At 66.6% G+C, this 22592-nt stretch carries 18 protein-coding genes; 6 read left to right on the forward strand and 12 right to left on the reverse strand.

Annotated elements, in window-relative coordinates; translation table 11 throughout:
- The first annotated feature begins 17 nt into the window (after window positions 1-17).
- Window positions 18-1232 carry a TraB/GumN family protein gene (locus D575_RS0104500; protein WP_018144720.1) on the forward strand — a complete coding sequence of 405 codons (1215 nt, stop codon included), beginning with the start codon at window positions 18-20 and terminating at the stop codon, window positions 1230-1232.
- A gap of 37 nt (window positions 1233-1269) precedes the next feature.
- Here the strand turns inward: D575_RS0104500 and D575_RS0104505 are convergent, their stop codons facing one another.
- Genes D575_RS0104505 through D575_RS0104520 form a run of 4 tightly spaced genes read right to left on the reverse strand, consistent with a single transcriptional unit; the run spans window position 1270 to window position 4347 of the window.
- Window positions 1270-2268, reverse strand: coding sequence for a zinc-binding dehydrogenase (locus D575_RS0104505; RefSeq protein WP_018144721.1), 999 nt, complete (start codon window positions 2266-2268; stop codon window positions 1270-1272).
- A 59-nt stretch (window positions 2269-2327) separates the two neighbouring features.
- Window positions 2328-2819, reverse strand: coding sequence for a Slp family lipoprotein (locus D575_RS0104510; RefSeq protein ID WP_018144722.1), 492 nt, complete (start codon window positions 2817-2819; stop codon window positions 2328-2330).
- Between the two features lie 2 nt (window positions 2820-2821).
- Window positions 2822-3406, reverse strand: coding sequence for a Slp family lipoprotein (locus tag D575_RS0104515; protein WP_051069915.1), 585 nt, complete (start codon window positions 3404-3406; stop codon window positions 2822-2824).
- A 44-nt stretch (window positions 3407-3450) separates the two neighbouring features.
- The gene (locus tag D575_RS0104520; protein ID WP_018144724.1) at window positions 3451-4347 is read right to left on the reverse strand and encodes an HDOD domain-containing protein; all 897 of its coding nucleotides are present in this window, start codon (window positions 4345-4347) and stop codon (window positions 3451-3453) included.
- Between the two features lie 194 nt (window positions 4348-4541).
- Between D575_RS0104520 and D575_RS0104525 the strand changes: the two genes are divergently transcribed.
- Complete coding sequence (locus tag D575_RS0104525) at window positions 4542-5336, forward strand: dienelactone hydrolase family protein (RefSeq protein ID WP_018144725.1); 795 nt, start codon at window positions 4542-4544, stop codon at window positions 5334-5336.
- Window positions 5337-5387: 51 nt separating this feature from the next.
- Here D575_RS0104525 and D575_RS0104530 read toward each other — a convergent pair whose 3' ends face one another.
- From D575_RS0104530 to metH, 5 genes are all read right to left on the reverse strand, one after another.
- The gene (locus D575_RS0104530) at window positions 5388-6761 is read right to left on the reverse strand and encodes a response regulator (protein ID WP_018144726.1); all 1374 of its coding nucleotides are present in this window, start codon (window positions 6759-6761) and stop codon (window positions 5388-5390) included.
- 213 nt (window positions 6762-6974) lie between these two features.
- A complete protein-coding gene (locus D575_RS0104535) occupies window positions 6975-8528 on the reverse strand; it encodes a bifunctional GNAT family N-acetyltransferase/carbon-nitrogen hydrolase family protein (RefSeq protein WP_018144727.1) in 1554 nt (517 codons plus the stop codon).
- Window positions 8529-8585: 57 nt separating this feature from the next.
- A complete protein-coding gene (locus tag D575_RS0104540; protein ID WP_018144728.1) occupies window positions 8586-8909 on the reverse strand; it encodes a hypothetical protein in 324 nt (107 codons plus the stop codon).
- Window positions 8906-9298, reverse strand: coding sequence for a PH domain-containing protein (locus D575_RS0104545; protein WP_018144729.1), 393 nt, complete (start codon window positions 9296-9298; stop codon window positions 8906-8908). The genes D575_RS0104540 and D575_RS0104545 overlap by 4 nt, the downstream gene beginning before the upstream one ends.
- 136 nt (window positions 9299-9434) lie before the next feature.
- Window positions 9435-13226: a methionine synthase gene (metH, locus tag D575_RS0104550; protein WP_018144730.1), complete on the reverse strand. Its 3792-nt coding sequence runs from the start codon at window positions 13224-13226 to the stop codon at window positions 9435-9437.
- A 155-nt stretch (window positions 13227-13381) separates the two neighbouring features.
- Between metH and D575_RS0104555 the strand changes: the two genes are divergently transcribed.
- Window positions 13382-14116: an arginyltransferase gene (locus D575_RS0104555; RefSeq protein WP_018144731.1), complete on the forward strand. Its 735-nt coding sequence runs from the start codon at window positions 13382-13384 to the stop codon at window positions 14114-14116.
- Window positions 14117-14145: 29 nt separating this feature from the next.
- On the opposite strand, the gene D575_RS0104560 is transcribed toward D575_RS0104555, so the two are convergent.
- Both D575_RS0104560 and D575_RS0104565 read right to left on the reverse strand, forming a co-directional pair.
- Window positions 14146-14994, reverse strand: coding sequence for a methyltransferase domain-containing protein (locus D575_RS0104560; protein WP_018144732.1), 849 nt, complete (start codon window positions 14992-14994; stop codon window positions 14146-14148).
- Window positions 14991-15809 (reverse strand): class I SAM-dependent methyltransferase, encoded by an 819-nt coding sequence (locus D575_RS0104565; protein ID WP_018144733.1) that lies wholly within the window; start codon window positions 15807-15809, stop codon window positions 14991-14993. Before D575_RS0104565 ends, D575_RS0104560 begins: the two co-directional genes overlap by 4 nt.
- A gap of 491 nt (window positions 15810-16300) precedes the next feature.
- Here D575_RS0104565 and purH point away from each other — a divergent pair, with 491 nt between their 5' ends.
- Genes purH through D575_RS0104580 form a run of 3 tightly spaced genes read left to right on the forward strand, consistent with a single transcriptional unit; the run spans window position 16301 to window position 21698 of the window.
- On the forward strand, window positions 16301-17866 hold the full coding sequence (gene purH / locus D575_RS0104570; RefSeq protein WP_018144734.1) for a bifunctional phosphoribosylaminoimidazolecarboxamide formyltransferase/IMP cyclohydrolase: 1566 nt from the start codon (window positions 16301-16303) through the stop codon (window positions 17864-17866).
- Window positions 17867-17879: 13 nt separating this feature from the next.
- Window positions 17880-19169, forward strand: coding sequence for a phosphoribosylamine--glycine ligase (gene purD / locus D575_RS0104575; protein ID WP_018144735.1), 1290 nt, complete (start codon window positions 17880-17882; stop codon window positions 19167-19169).
- A 42-nt stretch (window positions 19170-19211) separates the two neighbouring features.
- Window positions 19212-21698 (forward strand): glycogen/starch/alpha-glucan phosphorylase, encoded by a 2487-nt coding sequence (locus D575_RS0104580; protein ID WP_018144736.1) that lies wholly within the window; start codon window positions 19212-19214, stop codon window positions 21696-21698.
- Window positions 21699-21713: 15 nt separating this feature from the next.
- Here the strand turns inward: D575_RS0104580 and cysQ are convergent, their stop codons facing one another.
- The gene (gene cysQ / locus D575_RS0104585) at window positions 21714-22547 is read right to left on the reverse strand and encodes a 3'(2'),5'-bisphosphate nucleotidase CysQ (RefSeq protein WP_026182045.1); all 834 of its coding nucleotides are present in this window, start codon (window positions 22545-22547) and stop codon (window positions 21714-21716) included.
- Between the last annotated feature and the right edge of the window lie 45 nt (window positions 22548-22592).

Raw genomic sequence — 22592 nt, forward strand, 5'->3', positions numbered from 1 at the left:
GCAAGAGCCCGCCACGCATGAATCCCGCCGTCCAGGAACTGATCGCCGACGAACCCCACCGCGTCCTGCAACTGGGCGACACTGAAGTCGTGGTGCTGGGCACCGCGCACGTGTCGCGCGCCAGCGCCGACAAGGTCCGAGCCCTGATCGACACGGGGGCCTTTGACAGCGTGGCGGTCGAGCTTTGCGAAAGCCGTCAGCGCGCGATGCTGGACCCCGACGCAGTCGGGCGCATGGATCTGTTCAGCGTGATGCGCAAGGGCCAGGCCCCGATGATCGCCGCCAGCCTGGCGCTCGGGGCCTACCAGCAACGCCTGGCCGACCAGTACGGCATCGAACCCGGCGCCGAGATGCGCGCGGCCATGGACGGCGCCCTGGACAATGGCCTCCCCCTGGCCCTGATCGACCGGGATATCGGCCTGACCCTGCGCCGCACCTACCGCGCAGTGCGCTGGTGGGAACGCATGGGGCTGATCGGCGGATTGTTCAGCTCGGTACTTTCGCGCGAGAAGATCGACGAATCCGAGATCGAGCGCCTGAAGGAAGGCGACATGCTGGAGTCCACCTTCAGCGAGTTCGCCGAGCAGTCCGAGGACCTCTACCGCACCCTGATCGAAGAGCGCGACCACTACATGGCCGCCCACCTGCGCCGCCTCGCGGCCAACCCGGAGACGCGCTGCATCCTGGCGGTGGTGGGGGCTGGCCACCTGCCCGGGATTGCCGAACAGGCCGAGGATCACCTGACCCCACCGGACGCGATCCTCGACGCCCTGGACCAGGCCCCGCCCAAGGCGCGCTGGCCCAAGGTCGTCCCGTGGGTGGTGATCGGGATCATCCTCGCCGGCTTTGCCATCGGGTTCTCGCGCAACCCGGATATCGGCCTGCAGATGGTGATCGACTGGGTACTGATCAACGGCGGGCTGGCGGCCCTCGGCGCGATCATCGCCCTGGCCCATCCACTGACCGTGCTCACCGCGGCCCTGGCGGCCCCGCTGACCTCGCTGAATCCCACCATCGGGGTCGGCTTTGTGGCGGCCGCGGCCGAGCTGTTCCTGCGCAAGCCGCGGGTCTCCGACTTTGCCAGTCTGCGTCAGGACACCACCACGCCACGCGGCTGGTGGCGCAACCGCGTCTCGCGCGTGTTGCTGGTCTTCCTGCTGACCACCCTGGGCTCGGCCGCCGGCACCTACATCGGCGGCGCCCGCGTCTTCAGCCACCTCTTCGGCAGCTAATCTCCCCCCTCACGCGCTTCGTGGTTGCAAGACCCGCTTATTCGGGGATGCGCAGCACGAGCTTGCCGCGGCGTCCACCGGCTTCGATGCGCCGGTGGGCCTCGGCGGCCTCGCTCAGCGGGAGAGTATCCTCGACGTTGACCTGCAAGCGACCGCTGGCCAGCCGGGCCAGACCCTCGGCCACCAGGGTGGCCTGGTGCTTCAGACGGCGGCGATCATTCTCCAGCATCGGGGTCAGCATCAGCTCCAGGCTGATGCTCGGGTTGCGCAGCCGCGCCGGGTTCCAGTCGGTATCCGCCGGGGGAGCCAGAAGGGTCACCAGATCCCCGCCATAGGCCACCTGCGTCAGTCCCTCGCGGAAGACCTCGCCACCAACGGTGTCCAGCACGATGTCGAAGCCACGCCCATCGGTGTACTGCATGATCGCGTCCGCGGCATCCGGCTTGCGCAGGTCGACGACATCGCCCCCAAGTGCGGTGACAATCGTGCCCGCCTCGTCGCGCCGCACCAGCCCCAGTACCCGGCCGCCGGCAGCGCGTGCGATCTGTACGGCCATCTGCCCGACCCCGCCGGCCGCCGCGTGAACCAGCACGCTCTGGCCGCGCTGCAGGTCGGCCCGCTCGAACAGGGACTCCCAGGCGGTCAGCCAGGTAAGCGGCAGGGCAGCGGCCTGGGCATCGGATACCGCCGCCGGCACCGGGACCACCGCGGCCTCGGGCACCACGACCTGTTCGGCGTAGGTCCCCGGATCGGCCCCGACCCCACCAAAACAGAAGGCAACCCGCTGCCCCGGCCGCGCGTGATGCACGGCGCTGCCACATTCCTCGATGATGCCCACCCCATCGCAGCCCGGCGTGTTGCGCGGCGCACCGGGGACGATCATGCCCCCGGCGCGCACCTTCGTATCCACCGGATTGACACCGGCCGCCAGCATCCGGATGCGGACCTGGTCGGGGGCCGTGAGCGCCGGCTCCGCTACTTCGTCCAGACGCAGGGCCTCGGCGGCTCCGGGTTCGTCGAACACGACTGCTCGCATGAATACTCCTCGTTGCATGGGGATTCGTGGAAACGCGCGCCGGCCGCCCCGAGTGCGGCCTACAGGCCGATCCCGATGCCTATGCCAAAGCGCACACCACCGGAAGATCGTGCCGGCTCGGGCTCCGGCCACAGGTGCACCGAGTGGGCCTCCAGCACCGGGAAGACGTAGTCCAGCTCGCCGATCCGGCCGTCCTCGACCCCGGTCACCGTGCCGACACCGGTAACCCGGCGCCCGGCACGATAGTCCACCGGGTCGGCGAAGCCCTCCACACGCAGGCGGAAACGCCCGGTGGTGGACTGCCGCGTCTGTGGCTCCTGACGACTGAGCGGGTACCCGACCACCTCGATGAAGGTCGCCTCGGCGCGATTGTCCACGCGCGCGATCACCCCGCCCCATACCTGCTCGTCGGGCGGCAGGCTATCGGCGGTGACTGCACGCGGCTCGACCTGCACGGCCGGGTCATCCGGGGCCTCCAGCGGGCCGGAGGCGCAGGCGGCCAGGAACACGGGCAGCAGCAATGCCAGAAAAGGACGCAGGAATCGGGTCATGCTCACCAGTACCAGGGATGCGGGTGATAGCGCCCATAGAGGCCGTAACGCGGGCCCCAGGGGCTATAGAACGGGTCATAAAACGGGTCGTAGAACGGATCGCGATAGCCGCGCTCCGTCGGTGGCGGGCGCCGCGGCCACAGGTAGACCGCGTCCGCCTGCAGCGTAACGAAGGTATAGGCGTAGTCACCGATGCGGCCCTCCTCGATCCCGTGGATGACACCCCGCACGGTCACCTCGCGGCCTTCCTTGTAGATCTGCGGGTCGAGGAAACCGCTGCTGACCACGCGGAAGCGCCCGGGTGAGCGATCCGCCTCCTGCGGTCGCCCCTGGCGATCAAGTTCGCGGGCCACCACCTCCAGCCGGGTACCGCCCGAGGTGTTCTCGATGTCCGCAATCACTCCGCCCCAGACCACGGTCTCGCCCTTCACGGCCTCGGAATCCGCCAGCACCTGATCTCGATCGGGGGCGGCAGCAGGCAACGGGGAAAGGGCCGCCGGAACCCCGGCACAACCCGTTAGCAGGAGCAGCAACGCCGCCAGGACCAGCGCGCGCAATCGTACAAGTGGCAATGCCCGACTCTGCATAGCCGATGGGACTCGAGCGCCATCCCCAAGTTCACGGCCAGCGGTCATGGCCGCGGCTCCCCCTCGTGCGCCGGATCGCAGAGGTCCTGCACCGCCAGTACCTCGTGCTGGGCCTCCTCCACCGCGGAGAGCAGGACCTCGGGGGCCAGGTGCAGGGCGTCCCACACCGCCGGATCTACCGGGGGTGCATCCGCCCAGTCGCGCGAATCAATCTCGGCGAGATGGGCACCGGTGTTGGCCAGATGCACCAGCATCACGGCGGTGCGATTGCGCTCCGGCGCCTGCAGCGGCTGATGGTGACCGGCGAGGCAGTCGACCAGGAGTTCCGGCAGACCCCAGTGCGCGGCCAGGGCCCCACCCAGCTCCGCATGATCGAAGCCCAGTTGCGCGCGCTCCGCGCCCTGCGGGCTCAGGCCGTCGCCAACATCCAGACTGGAGAGGAAGGCCCGGTGGGCCGATTCCGGCGACTGCGAGAACAACAACAGTTTGCCGAGATCATGCAGCAGGCCGGCCAGGAAGATCCCGCTGGCCTGGCGCGGCAGCACGCGCATCGCCAGTTGCCGCGCGATAACCGCGCAATAGGCCGAATGGCGCCAGAACACCTCCAGCGGCAGGCGCTCCTGATCCGGGATGCTGGCCGTGGCACGCGTGATCGCGCTCGCCACCACCAGACGCTGCAGGGCATCGCGGCCCAGCATGGCAATCGCGCGGTCCACCGAGTCAACCGGACGCGCCGGGGCATAGGCAGGGCTGTTGGCGATGCGCAGGACCAGGGCCACCAAGCCGGGATCGCGTCCCAGGCTGCTGGCGATCCTGGCAGCCGTGGCGTCGTCCTCCTCCAGCAGGCGCGCAACCTCGAACACCACCTGTGGCATGGCCAGAAGCTTGTCAGCCGACTGGACGCGGGCCTCAAGGGAATCGTTGGCAGATCGGTCGGACATGGGTGGATCCTCTTGCCGAGGCGGAACGGGGATCGCTGCGCCTCACTCGTCCTGTTTCGAGGCCACCTCGCGCACGTGGCCCCGACCTCTCTACTGTAGCCGCTGTCCCCTTCGTTGTAACCCGGCCGGGCGCGAACCATACTCGCAGGCCCGGGTCGAAAAAACGACGCGTCGACCACCAAGGAGGTGCCCATATGTTTAGCAAGCCCGCATTTGCGCCGCTGGCCGTTTTGCTCGCCGGCCTGCTCCCCGGCATGGCCCTGGCCGGTATCCAGACCGAAGAGATCGCCTACGACCATGACGGCGACGAGATGACCGGCTACCTGGCCCACCCCGAAGGCGACGGGCCGCACCCGGCGGTCCTGGTCATTCACGAATGGTGGGGCCACAACGACTACGCCCGCGACCGTGCCGAGCAGCTGGCCCGCGAGGGTTACACCGCCTTCGCCCTGGATATGTACGGCAGCGGCAAGTTGGCCGATCACCCGTCTACCGCCGGCGAATTCGCCGGGGAAATCCGCGAGAATCGCGACCTGATGCTGAGCCGCTTCCAGGCCGCCTACGACTGGCTGCGCGCGCATGATGCCAGCGCGGATGCGGCGCCCTCCGCGGTCGGCTACTGCTTCGGCGGCACCGTGGCCCTCGAGGCCGCGCGCGCGGGGATGGACCTGAACGTGGCGGCGAGCTTCCACGGCGGCCTGGGAACCGAGCACCGGGCCGAGGCCGGCAAGGTGTCGGCCGAACTGCTGTCCTTCACCGGCACCGCAGACCCGATGATCCCGCCGGAGCAGGTCGCCGGTTTCCAGGAGGAGATGCAGGAGGCCGAAGTACGCTACACCGTGGTGGAATTCTCCGGCGTGAAGCACAGCTTCACCAATCCGGGGGCCGATGCCATTGCCGAGGAGTTCGGCATGCCGGTCGGCTATGACGCCCGCGCCGACCACGACTCCTGGAACCACCTGCTGGGTGTCCTACGCGATCGGCACTAAACCCGATGTACGGCGGGCACTGCCAGGTGCCCGCCACTTTCACGCGGAGCCTCAGATCCCGCGCAGGTAGATCGCCACCCCCAGGACCACGATCACCGCCAGCACCCCGAAAAACGCCAGCCGGAACCAGCGGCGACGCCCCAGACGCGCGGGTCGCGCGTGTTGCGCATCGAACAGGGACGCTCGCAGGCTGTCCTCCGGCTCCGCCTTGACCGGTTCGCCCCGACTCGGCTCGCTCGCCGGCTCCGCAGCAGCGGTGGTGCTGTGGCCGGTCAGGGCATGTTCCAGATCACGGATGCGGCCACGCAGGTCCTGGTTGCGCTGCTGGGCCTCCGCCAGCTCCCGCTCGCGGGCCACCAGGCGGTCACCCAGATCCGAAGCCGAATCCTGGCTATCCGTACAGCGCTGCTCGGCCTCGGCCTGGGCCTTCTCGGCCGCCGCGGCGCGCTCGCACTGCTGGTTGCGCTCGCGGCGCAGGCGTTCGGCCTCGCCCCGCGCCACCTTCAGCTCCGTCTGCTCCTCCTCGCGCTGGCGCTCCAGGTCGACGAGCTCGTGGTCCAGACGGACATTCTCGCTCTCGAGCTCGCGCACCCGGCTACGCAGTTGTTCGGTCTCGCGGTCGGGCTCGGTCGACTCCGGGGCGCCCTCAGCCTCGAGTTCTTCCACACGCACACGCAAGGCCGCAAGCTCCTCCTCGCGGGCCGCGGCCTGTTCGGCTGCTGCCGCGACCTCTTCGTCCCGCGCCCGCGCCTCGGCCAGCGCCGTCTCCGCCTCCTCCAGACGACCCTGCAGGGCCTCGATTTCGCGATCCCGCTCTTCCGCGCGCTGGAACGCCGCTGTGGACTCGTCGCGGGCCTCGCCCAGGGCGTTGCGCAGACGCTCCAGCTCTTTCTGCGCCTCGCGCTCATTGGAGGATTGCTGTCGCAGCATCAACTCGCGGCGCAGGCGCTCGACCTCGTCGCGCAGCGCCTGGTTCTCGGCGGAGTCGGGGGCCGCTCCGGAGGGGGGCGGCTCGGGGACCGGCGGCGGTGGCAGGAGTTCGGCCACGACCTCGCGCACGCGGGTGGGAACAAACGGCTTCATCAGGACGGCATTGGCCCCCAGTGAACGCCATTCGTCGCTGGCCGCCTCGTCGCTCTCCTGACCGGTCACGATCACCACCGGGAGGTCCGTGGGGAGATCATCGACGCCATCACGAATACGCAGCAGGAGATCCTGGCCGTCGATGCCCGGCATCGAGAGATCGGTCAGCACCAGCCCGATATCGGGATACTGCTGCAGCAGCTCCAGGGCCTGTTCGCCGTCGGCCGCCTCGTAGACGGTGTTCTGACCCTGCAGAATACGTTGCAACGCAACCCGGATGACCTTGGAGTCATCCACCACGAGGATCGCGGCGCGTTTTGGGTCCGGTATCTGATCGCTCATGCTTCCCCCTGACTGACATCCGCCCGCCTGACAGCGGCACGGCCGTCGACCACGCTGGATTCCCAGTGGCCGAGCATCCCTAGAGTCGCAAGACTACGGGCCCCCGCGTCCGGATGCCAGTGGGGTCGCCGGGGCAACCGGAACCGGTTCACACTTTCTCGCTCCGGGCGATCGGCCCGCGGAGCATCATGCGCGAACACCGCTCCGTGTTTGCTACACGGGCTTCGACTTCCACTTGACCGAATAGAGGTCGCGCCGACGATCACGCAGGTTGCGCACCGAGCCGTGGTTGCGCAGCTCTTTCAGGTTGTCGAGGTCGAGATCCACGATCAGGGTCATCTCGGTGTTCGGGGTGGCCTCCGCCGCCACCGCGTCATGCGGGAAGGCAAAGTCGGAAGGCGTGAACACCGCAGCCTGGGAGTACTGCATGTCCATGTTCTCGACCTTGGGCAGGTTGCCTACCGAGCCGGACATGACCACGTAGCACTCGTTCTCGATCGCGCGGGCCTGGGCGCAGCGCCGTACCCGGAGATAGGCATTCTTGGTGTCGGTCCAGTAGGGCACGAACAGGATCTGCAGGCCGTGATCGGCCATCACCCGCGGCAGTTCGGGGAACTCCACGTCGTAGCAGATCAGGATCCCGATCTTGCCGAAGTCGGTGTCGAAGACATGCACCTCGTCGCCGCCCTGCAGGCCCCAGTAGGACACCTCGTCCGGGGTCACGTGGATCTTGTACTGGCGGTCCCAGGTGCCATCGCGGCGGCACAGATAGGAGACATTGCGCAGCACGTCGTCGGTGTACTCGGGCATCGAGCCGGCCACGATGTTGATGTTGTAGGCCAGCGCCAGGCGCACCATCTCCTCGCGGACCGCCTCGGTGTACTCGGCCAGCCGGCGCACGGCCTCGGCCGGGTAGTCCTGGTTGAAGGCCCCCATCAACGGGCCGTTGAAAAACTCCGGAAACAGCACGCAGTCCGAGCGATAGCCGGAAACCGCATCGACGAAATACTCCACCTGCTGGAACAGGGAGTCCAAGTCCACCGTCGGGCGCATCTGCCACTGGACGACGCCGATGCGCACGTCCGAGCGGCTGCCGCCGATCAGCTTTTCCTTCTCCTCGTAGTAGATGTTCAGCCACTCGATCAGCGTCGCGTAGGCCCCGGACTTCTCGTCGTCCGGCAGGTAGTTGGTGATGATCTTGCGGACGTGAAAGTCGTTCGCCAGCTGGAAGGTCAGGATCGGGTCGATGATCTCGTGGTTCTTCACCCGGCGTACGTACTGCTGCGGCGTCAGCTCGTCGCGGTACGGCTCGTAGCCGGGGATACGCCCACCGGCGACGATCGCCCGCAGGTTCAGCTTCTCGCACAACTCCTTGCGCGCGTCGTACAGGCGCCGGCCCAGGCGCAGCCCGCGATAGTCCGGATGCACGAAGATGTCCACGCCGTACAGCGTGTCGCCGTCCGGGTCGTGGGTGGTCAGGAAGCCATTCCCGGTGATCTGCCAGTAATTGTGCTGATCGCCGAAGCGCTTGTATTCAACGATCAGGCTGATCGCCGCGGCGACCACCTTGCCGTTGTCCTCGATGCAGATCTGGCCCTCGGGGAAGCGCATCACCTGGGAGCGGAACTGCGCCTCGCTCCAGGCACCGTCGAGGTCGTCATAGACCCGCTCCATGATCTCGCGGATGTCCTCGTAGTCCTCGACCCGCGTCGGGCGCAGGGTCAGGTGGTGCTGGGGGTTCGACTCGTTGTCCGCGTCAGTGGTCACGCTTGGGGGCTCCGGGGTTGAGACAGAGGGGCAGGATGCACGGGGAGCGGGCGTGGATCAAAAGATCCAGGCCAGCATCAACCAGAAGAACACAAAGAACAGGAAGAAACCGGGGATCATGAACTGCAGCTCCCCGATCAGGCCCTCGCCGGCGGCCAGGGCGAACACGATCGACACCAGCACCGAGACGATGGCCGCGACCAGGGCCGCGTTCTTCAGGCCCATACCATCATCAAAGGTGAGCGCGACCCAGTCCGACAGCCCCGGCAGGGACACCGCTGCCGCCAGCACCAGCAAAGCCACCAGCAACGCGACCAGCGCCGAGGTGCCAAGCAGGATGCGCAGCGCCAGACGGCTGTCCCGCCGGTCCGCACGGCTCATGCCACGCCCTCCCGACGGCCTCGCACATATTCGCGCACCCGGTTGGGGTCCGGGATGCCGTTAACCCGGAATTCCGGGTTGTCCCCGGTGGTGTACACCGCGATGCGACCCACGCGGAAGATGCGGTCGAAAAAACTCTGATCGACCTTCACCGTGCGGATCTGGCCGATGTCGAGGTCCACATGCGACTTCGACAGCAGGCCCCGCTCCAGATGGACCTGATCGGCGTCGATGCGCAGGCGGACCGAGCGCGCCTGGAGGTACCACCACAACAGGATCAGCAAGCCGAGGCCGAAGGCCGGGATCAGTAACACGCTGAGGATGAAACCGAACGGATGATTGCGGAACATCGCCGGTCGAGCGTCGATCGCGGGTTCACGAGCGGACATGCGCGGACTCCAGTTGGGGACAAGCCCGTCCAGTTTGGCGCGGCACCCCAAACAAAGCGAGCCCCGCACGGGGCGGGGCTCGCAGTTTGCCGGGTAAGGGCCGGTCAGCCGGCCCGCCCGGGGCAGGATCGCGAAGTTACGCGGTCCGGGCGTCGCGCTCGGCCTTGGCTTCCGCCTTGGCCTCGTCGCTGTCGTCGTAGCCGAGGTTCGGCGCGAGCCACCGCTCGGCCTCCTCGAACGACATGCCCTTGCGCTTGGCGTAGTCCTCGACCTGGTCGCGGTTGACCTTGCCGAGACCGAAGTAGCGCGATTCCGGATGCGCGAAGTACCAGCCGGAGACGGCCGAGACCGGCAGCATGGCGAAGCTCTCGGTGAGCGTCATGTCAGCGTGCTCTTCCGGCTGCAGCATCTCCCACAAGGTCGCCTTCTCGGTGTGCTCCGGGCAGGCCGGGTAGCCGGGCGCCGGACGAATACCCTGGTACTTCTCCTCGATCAGGTCCTCGTTCTCCAGCGACTCGTCGGGGACATAGCCCCAGTATTCGCGGCGCACATGGTAGTGCATGCACTCGGCAAAGGCCTCGGCCAGACGGTCCGCCAGGCTCTTCACGAGGATGGCGTGATAGTCGTCGTTGGCCTTTTCGTATTCCTTGGCCTTGGCGTCGACATCACCACCGGCGCTGACCGCGAAGGCCCCGATGTAGTCCGGACCACCGGCTTCCTTCGGCATCACGAAATCGGCCAGCGAATGGCTCGGCTGACCGCGACGCTTCTCGGTCTGCTGACGCAGATGGTGCAGCTTCTTCAGGACCTTGGAGCGGCTGTCGTCGGTGTACACCTCGATGTCGTCGTCATCAACGGTGTTCGCCGGGAAGAAGCCGACCACGCCACGGCAGGTGACCCACTTTTCGTCGATCATCCGCTTCAGCATCTCCTTGCCATCCTTGAACAGCTTGCGCGCCTCTTCGCCGACCTTCTCGTCATCCAGGATGCGCGGGTAGGCGGCGTGCAGCTGCCAGGAGTGGAAGAACGGCGTCCAGTCGATGTACTTGGCGACCTCGTTGAGATCGTAATCATCGAAGCGCAGCAGTACGGTGCCGTCGCCATGCGGGTGCAGCACCTTCGGCTGCCCCGGCAGTTCGTCGGTTTCCAGCGCCTTCGGTTTCGGCGGCGTGTAGTCGGACCAGTCGATCTTCGGCTTGTTGGCGCGCGCCTTGTCGAGCGTGACCCACTGGGTCTTCTTCTTGCGCCCGGCGTTCTGCACGCGCAGCTTCTCGTACTCCTCGCGGATGTCGGCGGCGTACTTCTCGCGCAGCTCGGGGCTGATCAGGCTCTGGGCCACGCCCACGGCACGCGAGGCGTCCTTCACCCAGACCACCGGACCGGAGTAGTTCGGCTCGATCTTCACCGCGGTGTGGGCGCGCGAGGTGGTCGCGCCGCCGATCATCAGCGGGGTCTTCATGCCTTCACGTTCGAGGTCGGCGGCGAAGTTCGCCATCTCCTCCAGCGAGGGGGTAATCAGGCCGGACAGGCCAATGACGTCGACGTCATGCTCCTTGGCCGCCTTCAGGATATCGGCCCCCGGCTGCATCACGCCGATGTCGATGACCTCGAAGTTGTTGCACTGCAGCACCACGCCGACGATGTTCTTGCCGATGTCGTGGACGTCGCCCTTCACCGTGGCCATCAGGATCCGGCCGTTGTTCTCGGTGCCGGTCTTCTCGGCCTCGATGTACGGGATCAGGTGGGCCACGGCCTTCTTCATCACGCGCGCGGACTTGACCACCTGCGGCAGGAACATCTTGCCCTCGCCGAACAGGTCGCCAACCACGTTCATGCCGTCCATCAGCGGCCCCTCGATCACCTGGATCGGGCGGTCGTAAGCCTGGCGGGCCTCTTCGGTGTCGTCGACCACGTAGGTGTCGATACCCTTGACCAGGGAGTGCTCGAGGCGCTTGGAGACTTCCCATTCGCGCCATTCGAGGTTCTCTTCCTTCTTGCCGCCGCCCTGGCCCTTGTACTCCTCGGACAGTTCGAGCAAACGGTCAGTGGCGTCGTCGCGGCGGTTCAGGACCACGTCCTCGACCGCTTCCTTCAGCTTCGCGTCGATATCGTCGTAGACGGCCAGCTGACCGGCGTTGACGATCCCCATGTCCATGCCCGCCTTGATGGCGTGATACAGGAAGACGGCGTGGATCGCCTCGCGCACCGGCTCGTTGCCGCGGAAGGAGAACGATACGTTGGACACGCCACCGGAGATCAGCGCGTGCGGCAGGTCGTTCTTGATGCGGCGGGTGGCCTCGATGAAGTCCACGCCGTAGTTGTTGTGCTCCTCGATGCCGGTCGCGACCGCGAAGATGTTCGGGTCGAAGATGATGTCCTCGGCCGGAAAGCCAACCTTCTCGGTCAGCAGCTTGTAGGCCCGGGTGCAGATCTCGACGCGGCGCTGTTCGTTATCCGCCTGGCCGTCCTCGTCGAAGGCCATGACCACGATCGCGGCGCCGTAGCGGCGGCACAGCTGGGCCTGCTTGATGAAGTTTTCCTCGCCCTCCTTCATGGAGATCGAGTTGACCACCGGCTTGCCCTGCACGCACTTCAGGCCGGCCTCGATGATCTCGAACTTGGAGGAGTCGATCATTACCGGCACGCGGGCGATGTCGGGCTCGCCGGCCAGCAGGTTGAGGAAACGGACCATCGCGTCCTGCGACTCCAGCATCCCCTCGTCCATGTTGATGTCGATGATCTGGGCACCGCCCTCGACCTGGTTCAGCGCGACTTCCAGCGCGACATCGAATTCCTCGTTCTGAATCAGGCGCAGGAACTTGCGCGAGCCGGTCACGTTGGTGCGCTCACCGACGTTCACGAACAGCGAGTCGTCGGTGATGTTGCACGGCTCGAGACCCGACAGGCGGCAGGCCGGCTCGATCTCCGGAAGCTTGCGCGGGGCGTGCTTCTCGACCGCCTCGCGCATGGCCCGGATATGCTCCGGCAGCGTGCCGCAGCAGCCGCCGATGATGTTCAGAAGACCCGATTCGGCCCAGGGGCCAACGTCCTCGGCCATCTGTTCCGGGCTCTCGTCATAGTCACCAAACTCGTTCGGCAGACCGGCGTTCGGGTGCGCGGAGACAAAGGTATCGGCGATGCGCGACAGGTCGGCCACATACTGGCGCATTTCCTTCGCGCCCAGGGCACAGTTCAGGCCGATGGACACCGGGTTGGCGTGACGCACGGAGTTCCAGAACGCCTCGGTGGTCTGGCCGGACAGGGTACGGCCGGAGGCGTCGGTGATGGTGCCGGAGATCATGATCGGGAGTTCCTTCCCGAGTTCGTCTTCCAGCGTCTTCACCGCGAAGATCGCGGCCTTGGCGTTCAGGGTATCGAACACCGTCTCGATCAGCAGCAGATCGACGCCACCCTCGACCAGGGCCTCGGCGGCCTCCTTGTAGGACGCGACCAGGGTGTCGAAGTCCACGTTACGCGCACCCGGGTCATTCACATCCGGGGAGATCGACGCGGTGCGGTTGGTCGGGCCGAGGATGCCGGCGACATAGCGCGGCTTGTCCGGGGTCTTTTCGGTCCAGGCGTCGGCCGCCTTGCGCGCGAGCTTCGCGGATTCGCGGTTCAGCTCGGGGACCAGGTCCTCCATGTGGTAGTCCGCCATCGCGATGCGGGTACCGTTGAAGGTGTTCGCCTCGATGATGTCGGCACCGGCTTCGAGGTAGTCGTTATGGATCTGCTCGATGATGTCCGGACGGGTCAGGGACAGCAGGTCGTTGTTGCCCTTCAGGTCGGACTCCCAGTCCTTGAAGCGCTCGCCGCGGTAGTCGGCCTCCTCCAGCTTGTACAGCTGGATGGTCGTGCCCATACCGCCGTCCAGGATCAGGATGCGCTCTTTCAGCGCGTTCTCGATATCGTTTCGTGTTGCCGTCATGTGCCGTACACCATTGGTTTCGAATGGGATAAGTGTACACGCCGGGGTTCCATCCCGCGCGTGGAGCCCACCCTGGTGGCAGGCTCTTTCAAATTGCGTCGCAGCCCCGGATGCGGCCTGGTTGCGCCCATGAACAGAGCTGTCACGATAGCGTCATGCAGGAACATCCGATCCGCTGGTTCATTACTGCCCCGCAGGCCTGCCCCTATCTGGACGACCGCGAGATGCAGAGTTTGCTGGTCGACCCCGCGGTCAGCCTGGGCGGCGCGCGCTTCGGCCAGCTACTGGCCGAGGGCTTTCGCCGCAGCGGTCAGTTTGTTTATCGGCATCACTGCCCCGGGTGCGCGGCCTGCGTGCCCGTACGCATCCCGGTTGCGGCCTTCCGCCCGAACCGGAGCCAGCGCCGCTGCCTGGAGCGCAACCGCGATCTCGCGGTGACGATCCGCCGGCCGCCGGAACAGCCCGGGACATCGCCCGCCGCCGATCTCGACGAGCACATGCCGCTGTTCTCGCGCTACCAGACCGCCCGTCACACGGGCGGTGGCATGGAACAGATGGGTCGCGAGGAATACGCGGGGATGCTCGCCCACCGCAACGGCCCAGTGGATCTAATCGAATTCCGCCAGGCCGACACGCTGGTCGCGGTGGCCGTCACCGATCGCACCCCACAGGGGTTGTCGGCGATGTACAGCTTCTTCGATCCGGATCAGCCGCGCCGCGGCCTGGGCACCCTCGCAATCCTGACCCAGGTGGCACATGCGCACCGCCTGGGCCTGCCCCATGTCTACCTCGGCTACTGGATCGACCAGGCACCGAAGATGGAATACAAGACCCGTTTCCAGCCGCTCGAAGGCCGCATGGACGGGGTCTGGAGGCGGCTGCCCGCCTGACGGCGGCCAGCAGCCTCCTCGCGCGCGACCTAGCGGGCCGGCTTGCGGAAGCGGAAGATGCCCCAGGTCAGGTAGCCCGAGTTGCCGCCATCGATCCAGTGCTGCAGGCCCTGCTTCATGCGGTCGATGTAGTCCTGCGAGATGTAGTTCTTCAGCTCCTCCTCGCGGGACTCGAGCTCCTGCTTCACGCGACCGTAATGGGTCGAGATCTGACCGGAGTGCTCCTCGAAGCTGACCTCTTCCAGGCCGGCCGCCTTGGCCGCCTCGCGGTACAGCGCCGGGCTCGCCAGCGAATCCAGGTGGATGCGGGCCAGAATCGGGTCCAGCACGCCATCCGGGCAATCGTCGGTCTGCATCGGATCGGTGAAGATCAGCCAGCCACCCGGCTTCAGGACGCGCGCGGCCTCCTGGATCACCTTCTTCTTGTCTTCATTCTGGCTGTGCAGGAAGGAGTCCTCGGACCAGACGACATCATAGGACGCGTCCGGCTCGTCGACCTTCTCGAAGGAGCCATCGACCACGGTGATCTTGTCGTCGAGGTGGCGCGCCTTGTTGATCTCGCGATCGCGCTCGTTTTCCTTCTCGGACAGGTTCAGCGCGGTGACATCACAACCGTAGTTTTCCACCAGGTAGCGGGCGACACCGCCGTAACCGGCGCCCATGTCGAGCACGCGCCATTCCGGCTGCGGCTCGCCCAGCAGGTCGGACATGTGGGCGACCGTGCGCCGGCTGGCGTCGCCGATCGGCTCGTCCTTGTACTCGTACAGCCCGATATGGAGGTCTTCACCACCCCACACCATCTTGTAGAAGGTGTCGGCGTCCTCGCTGTTGTAGTAGTCCCGAGCGGTTTCGACTACGTCGGAGTAGTTCTCGCTCATCGTTCCTCACCCTCGATATAACGCTTGTCGGCCACGTGGATGAAGAAGTCCGGATCACTCTCGCGATAGGTCTCCTGGAAGTCCCCGTAGGTCTCGATATGCTGGAAACCGACCTCGCGCATCAGGCGGCGGACATAGGCCTTGCGCAGCGGGAACATGTTCAGGAAGTACTCGGAGCCATCCGGGAACTTGTACTGGAAGCGCGCCAGGCCTTCGTCAACGTGGGCCGGCTGCACCTGGACGTTGTCGCCGCAGTAGTAGTAGGTGTGCTTGGACGAGTAACCGTGGTCCATGATGGTGTCGTAGTTGCGCTGGTCGAGGATCAGCACGCCATCGTGGTTCAGGGCGGAGTAGAACTCGGCCAGGGCCTTGCGGCGGTCGTGTTCATTGAACAGGTGGGTAAACGAGTTGCCCAGGCAGACGACGGCGTCGTAGCGGCCGTAGATATCGCGGTTCAGCATGCGCCAGTCAGCCTGCACGGTGCGCAGGATGTGACCCCGCTTGCGACCGTTCTCGAAGGCCTTGACGAGCATCTCGGGGGCGCCGTCGGCGGTCACCACGTCAAAGCCCGCTTCACGCAACTGCACGGAATGGAAGCCGGTGCCGGCGGCGACGTCGAGCACGCGCTTGGCGCCGCGCTTCTTCAGTTCTTCGATGAAGAAGGTGCCTTCGCTCTTGGCGCGGTTGTCCCAGTCGATCAGGTCATCCCACTTGTCGACGAAGCCGGTGGTGTACTCGTTGAGATAATTCTCGGTATCGCGACGTTCGGTCGGCTTCTCGCCGAAGTCCTGATCATTCTTGATATTCGCTGCCATGCTGGTTCCTCTTGGCTTTGCTGCTGTTGTAAGCGTGACTGGACCGACCCTAGGCCGATCCGTCGGCACAACACCCCGCAAACGCAGTAAACCGCGACCTCCGCATCACACGGCGGTCTCGCCAGCAGCCCGATCGAGCCAGGCGGGTGCCGCCCGGTGTTCGGGTATCAATGCGCCAGGTGCGTTGTTCGCAGCACCCGACACCGGCCTGGCCGGTTCTTCCTGCACATCCGGAGGGCAATCGGTACCCGGATGCCGAGCCGTGGTCTGGCGGGCCCATCCCGCCTGGCTCGGGGATCGTTTACGGCGCCGCGCGATGCGTCTGAACGCGGGCGTTGTGTCCGAAATCGTTTTTATACCCTGAAGGTTTTGCGCAAAAATTACAAGCTGAGGGCCCGTCTGGCGACCTCGCCTTCGCGACGCCGAATGCCGATCCATCCGGGCCGCGCGTTCGATATAATGGTCGTTTTGCAGCGATCCCGAGGTCCCGCATGACCCCCAGCCGCCCTATCCAGCGCGCCCTTTTGTCGGTCTCCGAGAAGACCGGCGTCGTGGAGCTCGCCCGCGCCCTGCATGAACGCGGCGTCGAGCTTCTGTCCACCGGCGGGACCGCCCGCCTGCTGGCCGAAAACAACCTTCCGGTAATCGAGGTTTCCGCGCACACGGGCTTCCCCGAGATCATGGATGGCCGAGTCAAGACCTTGCACCCGCGCATCCACGGCGGGCTGCTCGGCCGGCGCGACATCGACTCCGCGGTGATGGCCGAGCAGGACATCCCGCCGATCGACCTGCTGGTGGTGAACCTCTATCCCTTCGAGGCGACGGTGGCCCGTCCCGGCTGCAGCCTGGAAGACGCCATCGAGAACATCGACATCGGCGGCCCGGCGATGCTGCGCGCCGCGGCCAAGAACTACCGCGATGTGGCCGTGGCCACCAGCCCCGAGCAATACAGCGAGATCGCCGCGGCCATCGGCGACCATGGCGAGGTGCCGCAGTCGCTGCGCTTCCGCCTGGCGGTCGCGGCCTTCGATCACGTAGCGCGCTACGATGCCGCGATCAGCAACTACCTCTCGGCCCTCGACGAGGATGGCGAAGCGGCTCCGTTCCCGGGACAGCTGAACGCCACCTTCGAACGCGTCGAGACCCTGCGCTACGGCGAGAATCCGCACCAGCGTGCCGCGTTCTATCGTGATCCACAGCCTGCACCCGGCACCCTGGCCAGCTACCGCCAGCACCAGGGCAAGGCACTCTCTTACAACAACCTGGCCGACGCCGATGCCGCCTGGGAATGCGTGCGCCAGTTCGAGGCCGGGGCCTGCGTGATCGTCAAGCACGCCAACCCCTGCGGCGTGGCCGTCGCGCCGACCCAGCTGATGGCCTACGAACGCGCCTTCCAGACCGACCCGACCTCGGCCTTCGGCGGCATCATCGCCTTCAACCGGCCGCTGGACGGCGACACCGCGCACGCGATCGTCAGCCGCCAGTTCGTCGAGGTGGTCATCGCCCCCGAGATCACCCCGGGCGCCCTGCGCGCCCTGGCCACCAAGAAGAATGTTCGCGTGCTGGAGATCCCGCCGGCGGGTGTCGGTCCCGGCCTCGACTACAAGCGCATCGGCGGCGGGCTCCTGGTACAGGATGCCGATCGCGGCAGCCTGGCCGATGTGGAGCTGAAGACCGTGACCGCGCGCGCGCCCTCGGAACAGGAGATGAAGGACCTCTGCTTCGCCTGGCAGGTGGGCAAGTACGTAAAGTCCAACGCGATCGTCTACGCCCGCGACGAACAGACCATCGGGGTCGGTGCCGGGCAGATGAGCCGGGTGTATTCCGCGCGCATCGCCGGCATCAAGGCCGCCGACGAGGGCCTGCAGGTGGCCGGCTCGGTCATGGCCTCGGACGCCTTCTTCCCGTTCCGCGACGGTATCGACGCGGCGGCCGAGGCCGGCATCACCGCGGTGATCCAGCCCGGCGGCTCGATGCGCGACCAGGAGGTGATCGACGCGGCCAACGAGCACGACATCGCCATGCTGTTCACCGGCATGCGCCACTTCCGCCACTGATCCGGGGCATTCCATGAACGTACTGGTAATCGGCAACGGCGGCCGCGAACACGCCCTGGCGTGGAAGCTGGCGCAGTCCCCGCGCATCGAGCGCGTCCTGGTGGCCCCCGGGAACGCCGGGACCGCGCGCGAGGCAAAGTGCGAGAACGTCGACATCGGCGTCACCGACATCGACGCGCTGCTGGCCCTGGCCGAGCGCGAGGCAGTGGCCTTTACGGTCGTCGGCCCGGAGGCCCCGCTGGTCGCCGGTGTAGTGGATGCGTTCCGCGCCGCCGGCCGGCGCTGCTTCGGCCCCACCGCGAAGGCGGCGCAGCTAGAGGGCTCGAAGAGCTTCGCCAAGGACTTCATGCAACGCCACGGCATCCCGACCGCCGCCTACGGCAGCTTCGAGGACGAGACCGCAGCGCTTGAGTTCATCGCCACCCACGGCGCACCCATCGTGGTCAAGGCCGACGGCCTGGCCGCCGGCAAGGGCGTCATCCTGGCGCAGACCGAAGACGAGGCGCGCGCCGCAGTACACGACATGCTGGCCGGCAATGCCTTTGGCGAGGCCGGGAACCGGGTGGTCATCGAGGAATTCCTGCGCGGCGAGGAGGCCAGTTTTATCTGCATGGTGGATGGCGAGCATGTCCTGCCGCTGGCCTCCTCGCAGGACCACAAGGCACGCGACAACGGCGACCAGGGCCCGAACACCGGCGGGATGGGGGCCTACTCGCCCGCCCCGGTGGTGACAAATGCCCTGCACGCGCGCATCCTGCGCGAGGTTATCGAGCCGACCGTGCAGGGCATGGCCGCCGATGGCGAACGCTACACCGGCTTTCTCTATGCCGGCGTGATGGTCGACGCCGCGGGCAACCCGAAGGTGCTGGAGTTCAACTGCCGCTTCGGCGACCCCGAGACCCAGCCGATCCTGAGTCGCCTGGACTCCGACCTCGGCGAACTGGTCGAGGCCGCGCTGGAAGGGCGCCTGGACCAGGTCCGGGCCGAGTGGGATGCGCGCGTGGCACTGGGCGTGGTCCTCGCCGCCGGCGGCTACCCTGGAACCTACCGCAAGGGCGACGCCATCACCGGCCTGGAGGCCGTGGAACGCGATCCCGATGCCCACGTGTTCCACGCCGGGACCGCACAGGGCGAAGACGGAACGATCGTCACCGCCGGGGGCCGCGTGCTGTGCGTGGTCGGTCTCGGCGAGGACGTGAAGGCCGCGCAGAAAAAGGCCTACGCGGCCGTACAACAGATTCATTTCGACGATATATACTGCCGAACAGATATCGGCTATCGCGCCGTCGCCCGGGAGGGATAACCCCAGGCAACGGCGCGTCTACCCCTCCTGGAGAACCACCCGATGGCCGCCCCCGAAGTCACGCACCTGCCCAACCTCCCCAACGACGCGGAGGGCCTGCGGCAATCGATCCGCGATGCCGTGGTCCGCGTGGTGGGGGAAGACCCGCGCGAAGCCACCGAACGCGACTGGATGGAGGCTCTCGCCTTCGCCATCCGTGAACGCATGGTGGAGCGGCGCCTGCTGACCCGCCGGCAATTCGCCGACGAGGACGTCAAGCGCGTCTACTACCTGTCGCTGGAATACCTGATCGGGCGCATGCTCGAGGCCAACCTGCGCAACATGGGCATCCTCGAGCCGGCACGCCAGGCGATGGCGGACCTCGGCGTGAACCTGGATACCATCCTCGACCTGGAAGACGACGCCGCCCTCGGCAATGGCGGCCTCGGGCGCCTGGCCGCCTGCATCCTCGAGTCGCTGGCGACCCAGGGCTACCCCGGCTACGGCTACGGCATCCGCTATGAATTCGGGATGTTCCGGCAGGAGTTCGAGCCCTACCAACAGGTCGAGCACCCGGACAACTGGCTGCGCTACGGCAACCCCTGGGAATTCCCGCGCTCGGATCGCAAATTCCCGATCCACTTCTACGGCTACGTGGTCGAGCATCATGGCCCCGACGGCTCCACTCGTTACACCTGGGAGGACGGCGAGGAAGTCCTGGCCATGGCCTACGACTACCCGACGGCGGGCTACGGCCGGCGCAACGTGAACAATCTGCGGCTGTGGGCGGCCAAGGCCACCCGCGACTTCGACCTGCGCTACTTCAACGAGGGCGATTACATCCGCGCCGTCTCGGACAAGGCCGAGTCGGAGACCATCTCGATGGTTCTGTACCCCAACGACACCACCGCGGTCGGCAAGGAACTGCGGCTGAAACAGGAGTATTTCTTCGTCTCCGCTTCGCTGCAGGACATCCTGGAGCGCCATCTGGCACTCGGCTACAGCCTCGATGAAGTGCCCGACAAGATTGCGATCCAGCTCAACGACACCCACCCGGCGATCGCCGTGGCGGAACTGATGCGCCTGCTGGTGGACCACCATGAACAGTCCTGGGACCACGCCTGGGACCTGAGCCGGCGCACCTTCGCCTACACCAACCACACCCTGATGCCCGAGGCCCTCGAGACCTGGCAGGTGGAGTTGATGGAGCGCGTGCTGCCACGGCACATGGGGATCATCTACCGTATCAACCAGGATTTCCTGGAAGAGGTCCGTCACCGCTACCCCGGGGACAATGACCGCCTGACCCGGCTGTCCATCATCGACGAGGACCATGGCCGCCGCGTGCGCATGGCCCACCTGGCCGTGGTCGGCTCGCACCACGTCAACGGCGTGGCCGCGCTGCATACCCAGCTGTTGCAGGAGACCCTGTTCGAGGACTTCTACGCCCTGTGGCCGGAGCGCTTCGTCAATGTCACCAACGGCGTGACCCCGCGCCTGTGGATGATCCAGTCCAACCCCGCGCTCACCGAACTGCTGGGCCAGCGCATCGGCAACGACTGGCAGTACAACCTGGACCGTCTGCGCGCGCTGGAGCCCTACGCCCAGGATCCCGAACTGCAAAAGGCGTTCATGGACGTGAAGCGCGCCAACAAGCAGCGCCTGACCGACCTGGTCCGCGAGCGCACCGGCGTGGAGTTGAACCCGGACGTGATGTTCGACGTGCAGATCAAGCGCATCCACGAATACAAGCGTCAATTGCTGAAGCTCCTGCACGTGGTGGATCTCTACCGGCGCATCCGTGCCGGCGAGGACGTCCCGCCGCGCGTGGTCCTGTTCGGCGGCAAGGCCGCACCCGGCTATGCCCGCGCCAAGGGCATCATCCAGGTGATCAACGAGGTGGCCGACATCGTGAACCACGATCCGGTCGTGGGCGACCGCCTGAAGTGCGTGTTCTTCCCCAACTACGAGGTCAGTTCCGCCAGCATCATCATCCCGGCGGCCGATGTCTCCGAACAGATTTCCACCGCCGGTTTCGAGGCCTCCGGCACCGGCAACATGAAGCTGGCGCTGAACGGCGCCCTGACCATCGGCACGCTGGACGGCGCCAACATCGAGATCCGCGACGCGGTGGGCGAGGAGTCCATCTTCATCTTCGGCATGACTGCCGACGAGGTGGTCGAGCATCGCCGCAACGGCCCGAGCCCCGAGGCCATCCTGGCGCAGCAGCCCAACCTGGCCGCCGCGGTGGAGATGATCGAATCGGGGTTCTTTACCTGCGACGACCCGGGGACCCATGGCGACCTTGGGCGCTACCTGCGCCACGAGGACCCGTTCTTCGTCATCGCCGACTATCCGGCCTACGCCGCGGCCTGCGACCGGGCGGATGCCCTGTACGCCGACCGTACCGCATGGGCCGAGGCAGCCATCCTGAATGTCGCGCGCATGGGGTACTTCTCCATCGACCGCACGGTGCGCGACTACGCCGACCGGATCTGGGATATCACGCCGGAGCCGGTGGCCCCGTCGCGGACCAACGGCGCCGCCTGACACGGAGCGCGGGACTCAGGCGTCGGGAAGCCCCAGGCGGCGCAACCAGCCGTCGGGGTTGCCCGCGCACACCAGGAATTCCGGGTTCAGCAGGCTTTCGCGCGTGTTGTAGCGCAGCTCCTGCCCGTGGAGATCCGTCACCCGTCCGCCCGCGGCCCGGACCACGGCGTGCGCCGCGCCGGTATCCCACTCGCTGGTGGGCCCCAGACGCGGATAGATGTCGGCGGCTCCCTCGGCCACCAGGCACAGCTTCATCGAGCTGCCCATGCTGACCAGGTCGTGGGGACCCAGACGGTCGAGGGCGACCTTGAGTCGCTCCGCCCCGTGCGAACGGCTGCCCGCCACCAATGGGTGATCGGTGCCAATACGGTCGCGCGCCACTGCGATTTCCCGCGGGGGCTGATCCTCATCACGGCGAATGGCCACGCCATCGCGATGACCGGCGTACAGGCGCTTGAGCACCGGGCACCAGACGACGCCCAGCACCGGCTCGTGGTCGTGGATCAGGGCCACGTTCACGGTAAATTCGCCGCTGCGCTTGACGAACTCGCGGGTGCCGTCGAGGGGATCGATCAACCAGTAGGTCTGCCACTGGCGACGGCGCTCGAAAGGCACGTCCTGCCCCTCCTCCGACAACACGGGCCAGTCGGGGTCGATGTCGGCCAGCCCATGGGCAAGGATCCGGTGGGCAGCCAGATCGGCCTCGGTGAGCGGCGAATGATCGGCCTTTTCGGTGACCGCAAAGCGCGTCTCGTAGAGTTCGAGGATCGCGTGGCCGGCCTGGTCGGCCAGCGCAGCCACCTCGTGCATCAGGGCAGTAAGAGCCGAATCCTTCGGCGGAGCATGCATGGGGAACTCCCGTTTTCCCGGAACGTTCCGCCTAGCTTGGCAGGG

It is taken from the genome of Thioalkalivibrio sp. AKL6 (assembly GCF_000376905.1).
Lineage (GTDB): Bacteria > Pseudomonadota > Gammaproteobacteria > Ectothiorhodospirales > Ectothiorhodospiraceae > Thioalkalivibrio > Thioalkalivibrio versutus.

Bases quoted from the DNA above. Each gene is read 5' to 3' on its own strand.
- D575_RS0104555 (WP_018144731.1), top strand. From the start codon at position 13,382: ATGCAGGAACATCCGATCCGCTGGTTCATTACTGCCCCGCAGGCCTGC.
- D575_RS0104520 (WP_018144724.1), bottom strand. From the start codon at position 4,347: ATGTCCGACCGATCTGCCAACGATTCCCTTGAGGCCCGCGTCCAGTCG.
- D575_RS0104540 (WP_018144728.1), bottom strand. From the start codon at position 8,909: ATGAGCCGTGCGGACCGGCGGGACAGCCGTCTGGCGCTGCGCATCCTG.
- D575_RS0104515 (WP_051069915.1), bottom strand. From the start codon at position 3,406: ATGCAGAGTCGGGCATTGCCACTTGTACGATTGCGCGCGCTGGTCCTG.
- D575_RS0104510 (WP_018144722.1), bottom strand. From the start codon at position 2,819: ATGACCCGATTCCTGCGTCCTTTTCTGGCATTGCTGCTGCCCGTGTTC.
- cysQ (WP_026182045.1), bottom strand. From the start codon at position 22,547: ATGCATGCTCCGCCGAAGGATTCGGCTCTTACTGCCCTGATGCACGAG.
- metH (WP_018144730.1), bottom strand. From the start codon at position 13,226: ATGACGGCAACACGAAACGATATCGAGAACGCGCTGAAAGAGCGCATC.
- purH (WP_018144734.1), top strand. From the start codon at position 16,301: ATGACCCCCAGCCGCCCTATCCAGCGCGCCCTTTTGTCGGTCTCCGAG.
- D575_RS0104505 (WP_018144721.1), bottom strand. From the start codon at position 2,268: ATGCGAGCAGTCGTGTTCGACGAACCCGGAGCCGCCGAGGCCCTGCGT.
- D575_RS0104530 (WP_018144726.1), bottom strand. From the start codon at position 6,761: ATGAGCGATCAGATACCGGACCCAAAACGCGCCGCGATCCTCGTGGTG.
- purD (WP_018144735.1), top strand. From the start codon at position 17,880: ATGAACGTACTGGTAATCGGCAACGGCGGCCGCGAACACGCCCTGGCG.
- D575_RS0104525 (WP_018144725.1), top strand. From the start codon at position 4,542: ATGTTTAGCAAGCCCGCATTTGCGCCGCTGGCCGTTTTGCTCGCCGGC.
- D575_RS0104500 (WP_018144720.1), top strand. From the start codon at position 18: ATGAATCCCGCCGTCCAGGAACTGATCGCCGACGAACCCCACCGCGTC.
- D575_RS0104580 (WP_018144736.1), top strand. From the start codon at position 19,212: ATGGCCGCCCCCGAAGTCACGCACCTGCCCAACCTCCCCAACGACGCG.
- D575_RS0104560 (WP_018144732.1), bottom strand. From the start codon at position 14,994: ATGAGCGAGAACTACTCCGACGTAGTCGAAACCGCTCGGGACTACTAC.
- D575_RS0104565 (WP_018144733.1), bottom strand. From the start codon at position 15,809: ATGGCAGCGAATATCAAGAATGATCAGGACTTCGGCGAGAAGCCGACC.
- D575_RS0104545 (WP_018144729.1), bottom strand. From the start codon at position 9,298: ATGTCCGCTCGTGAACCCGCGATCGACGCTCGACCGGCGATGTTCCGC.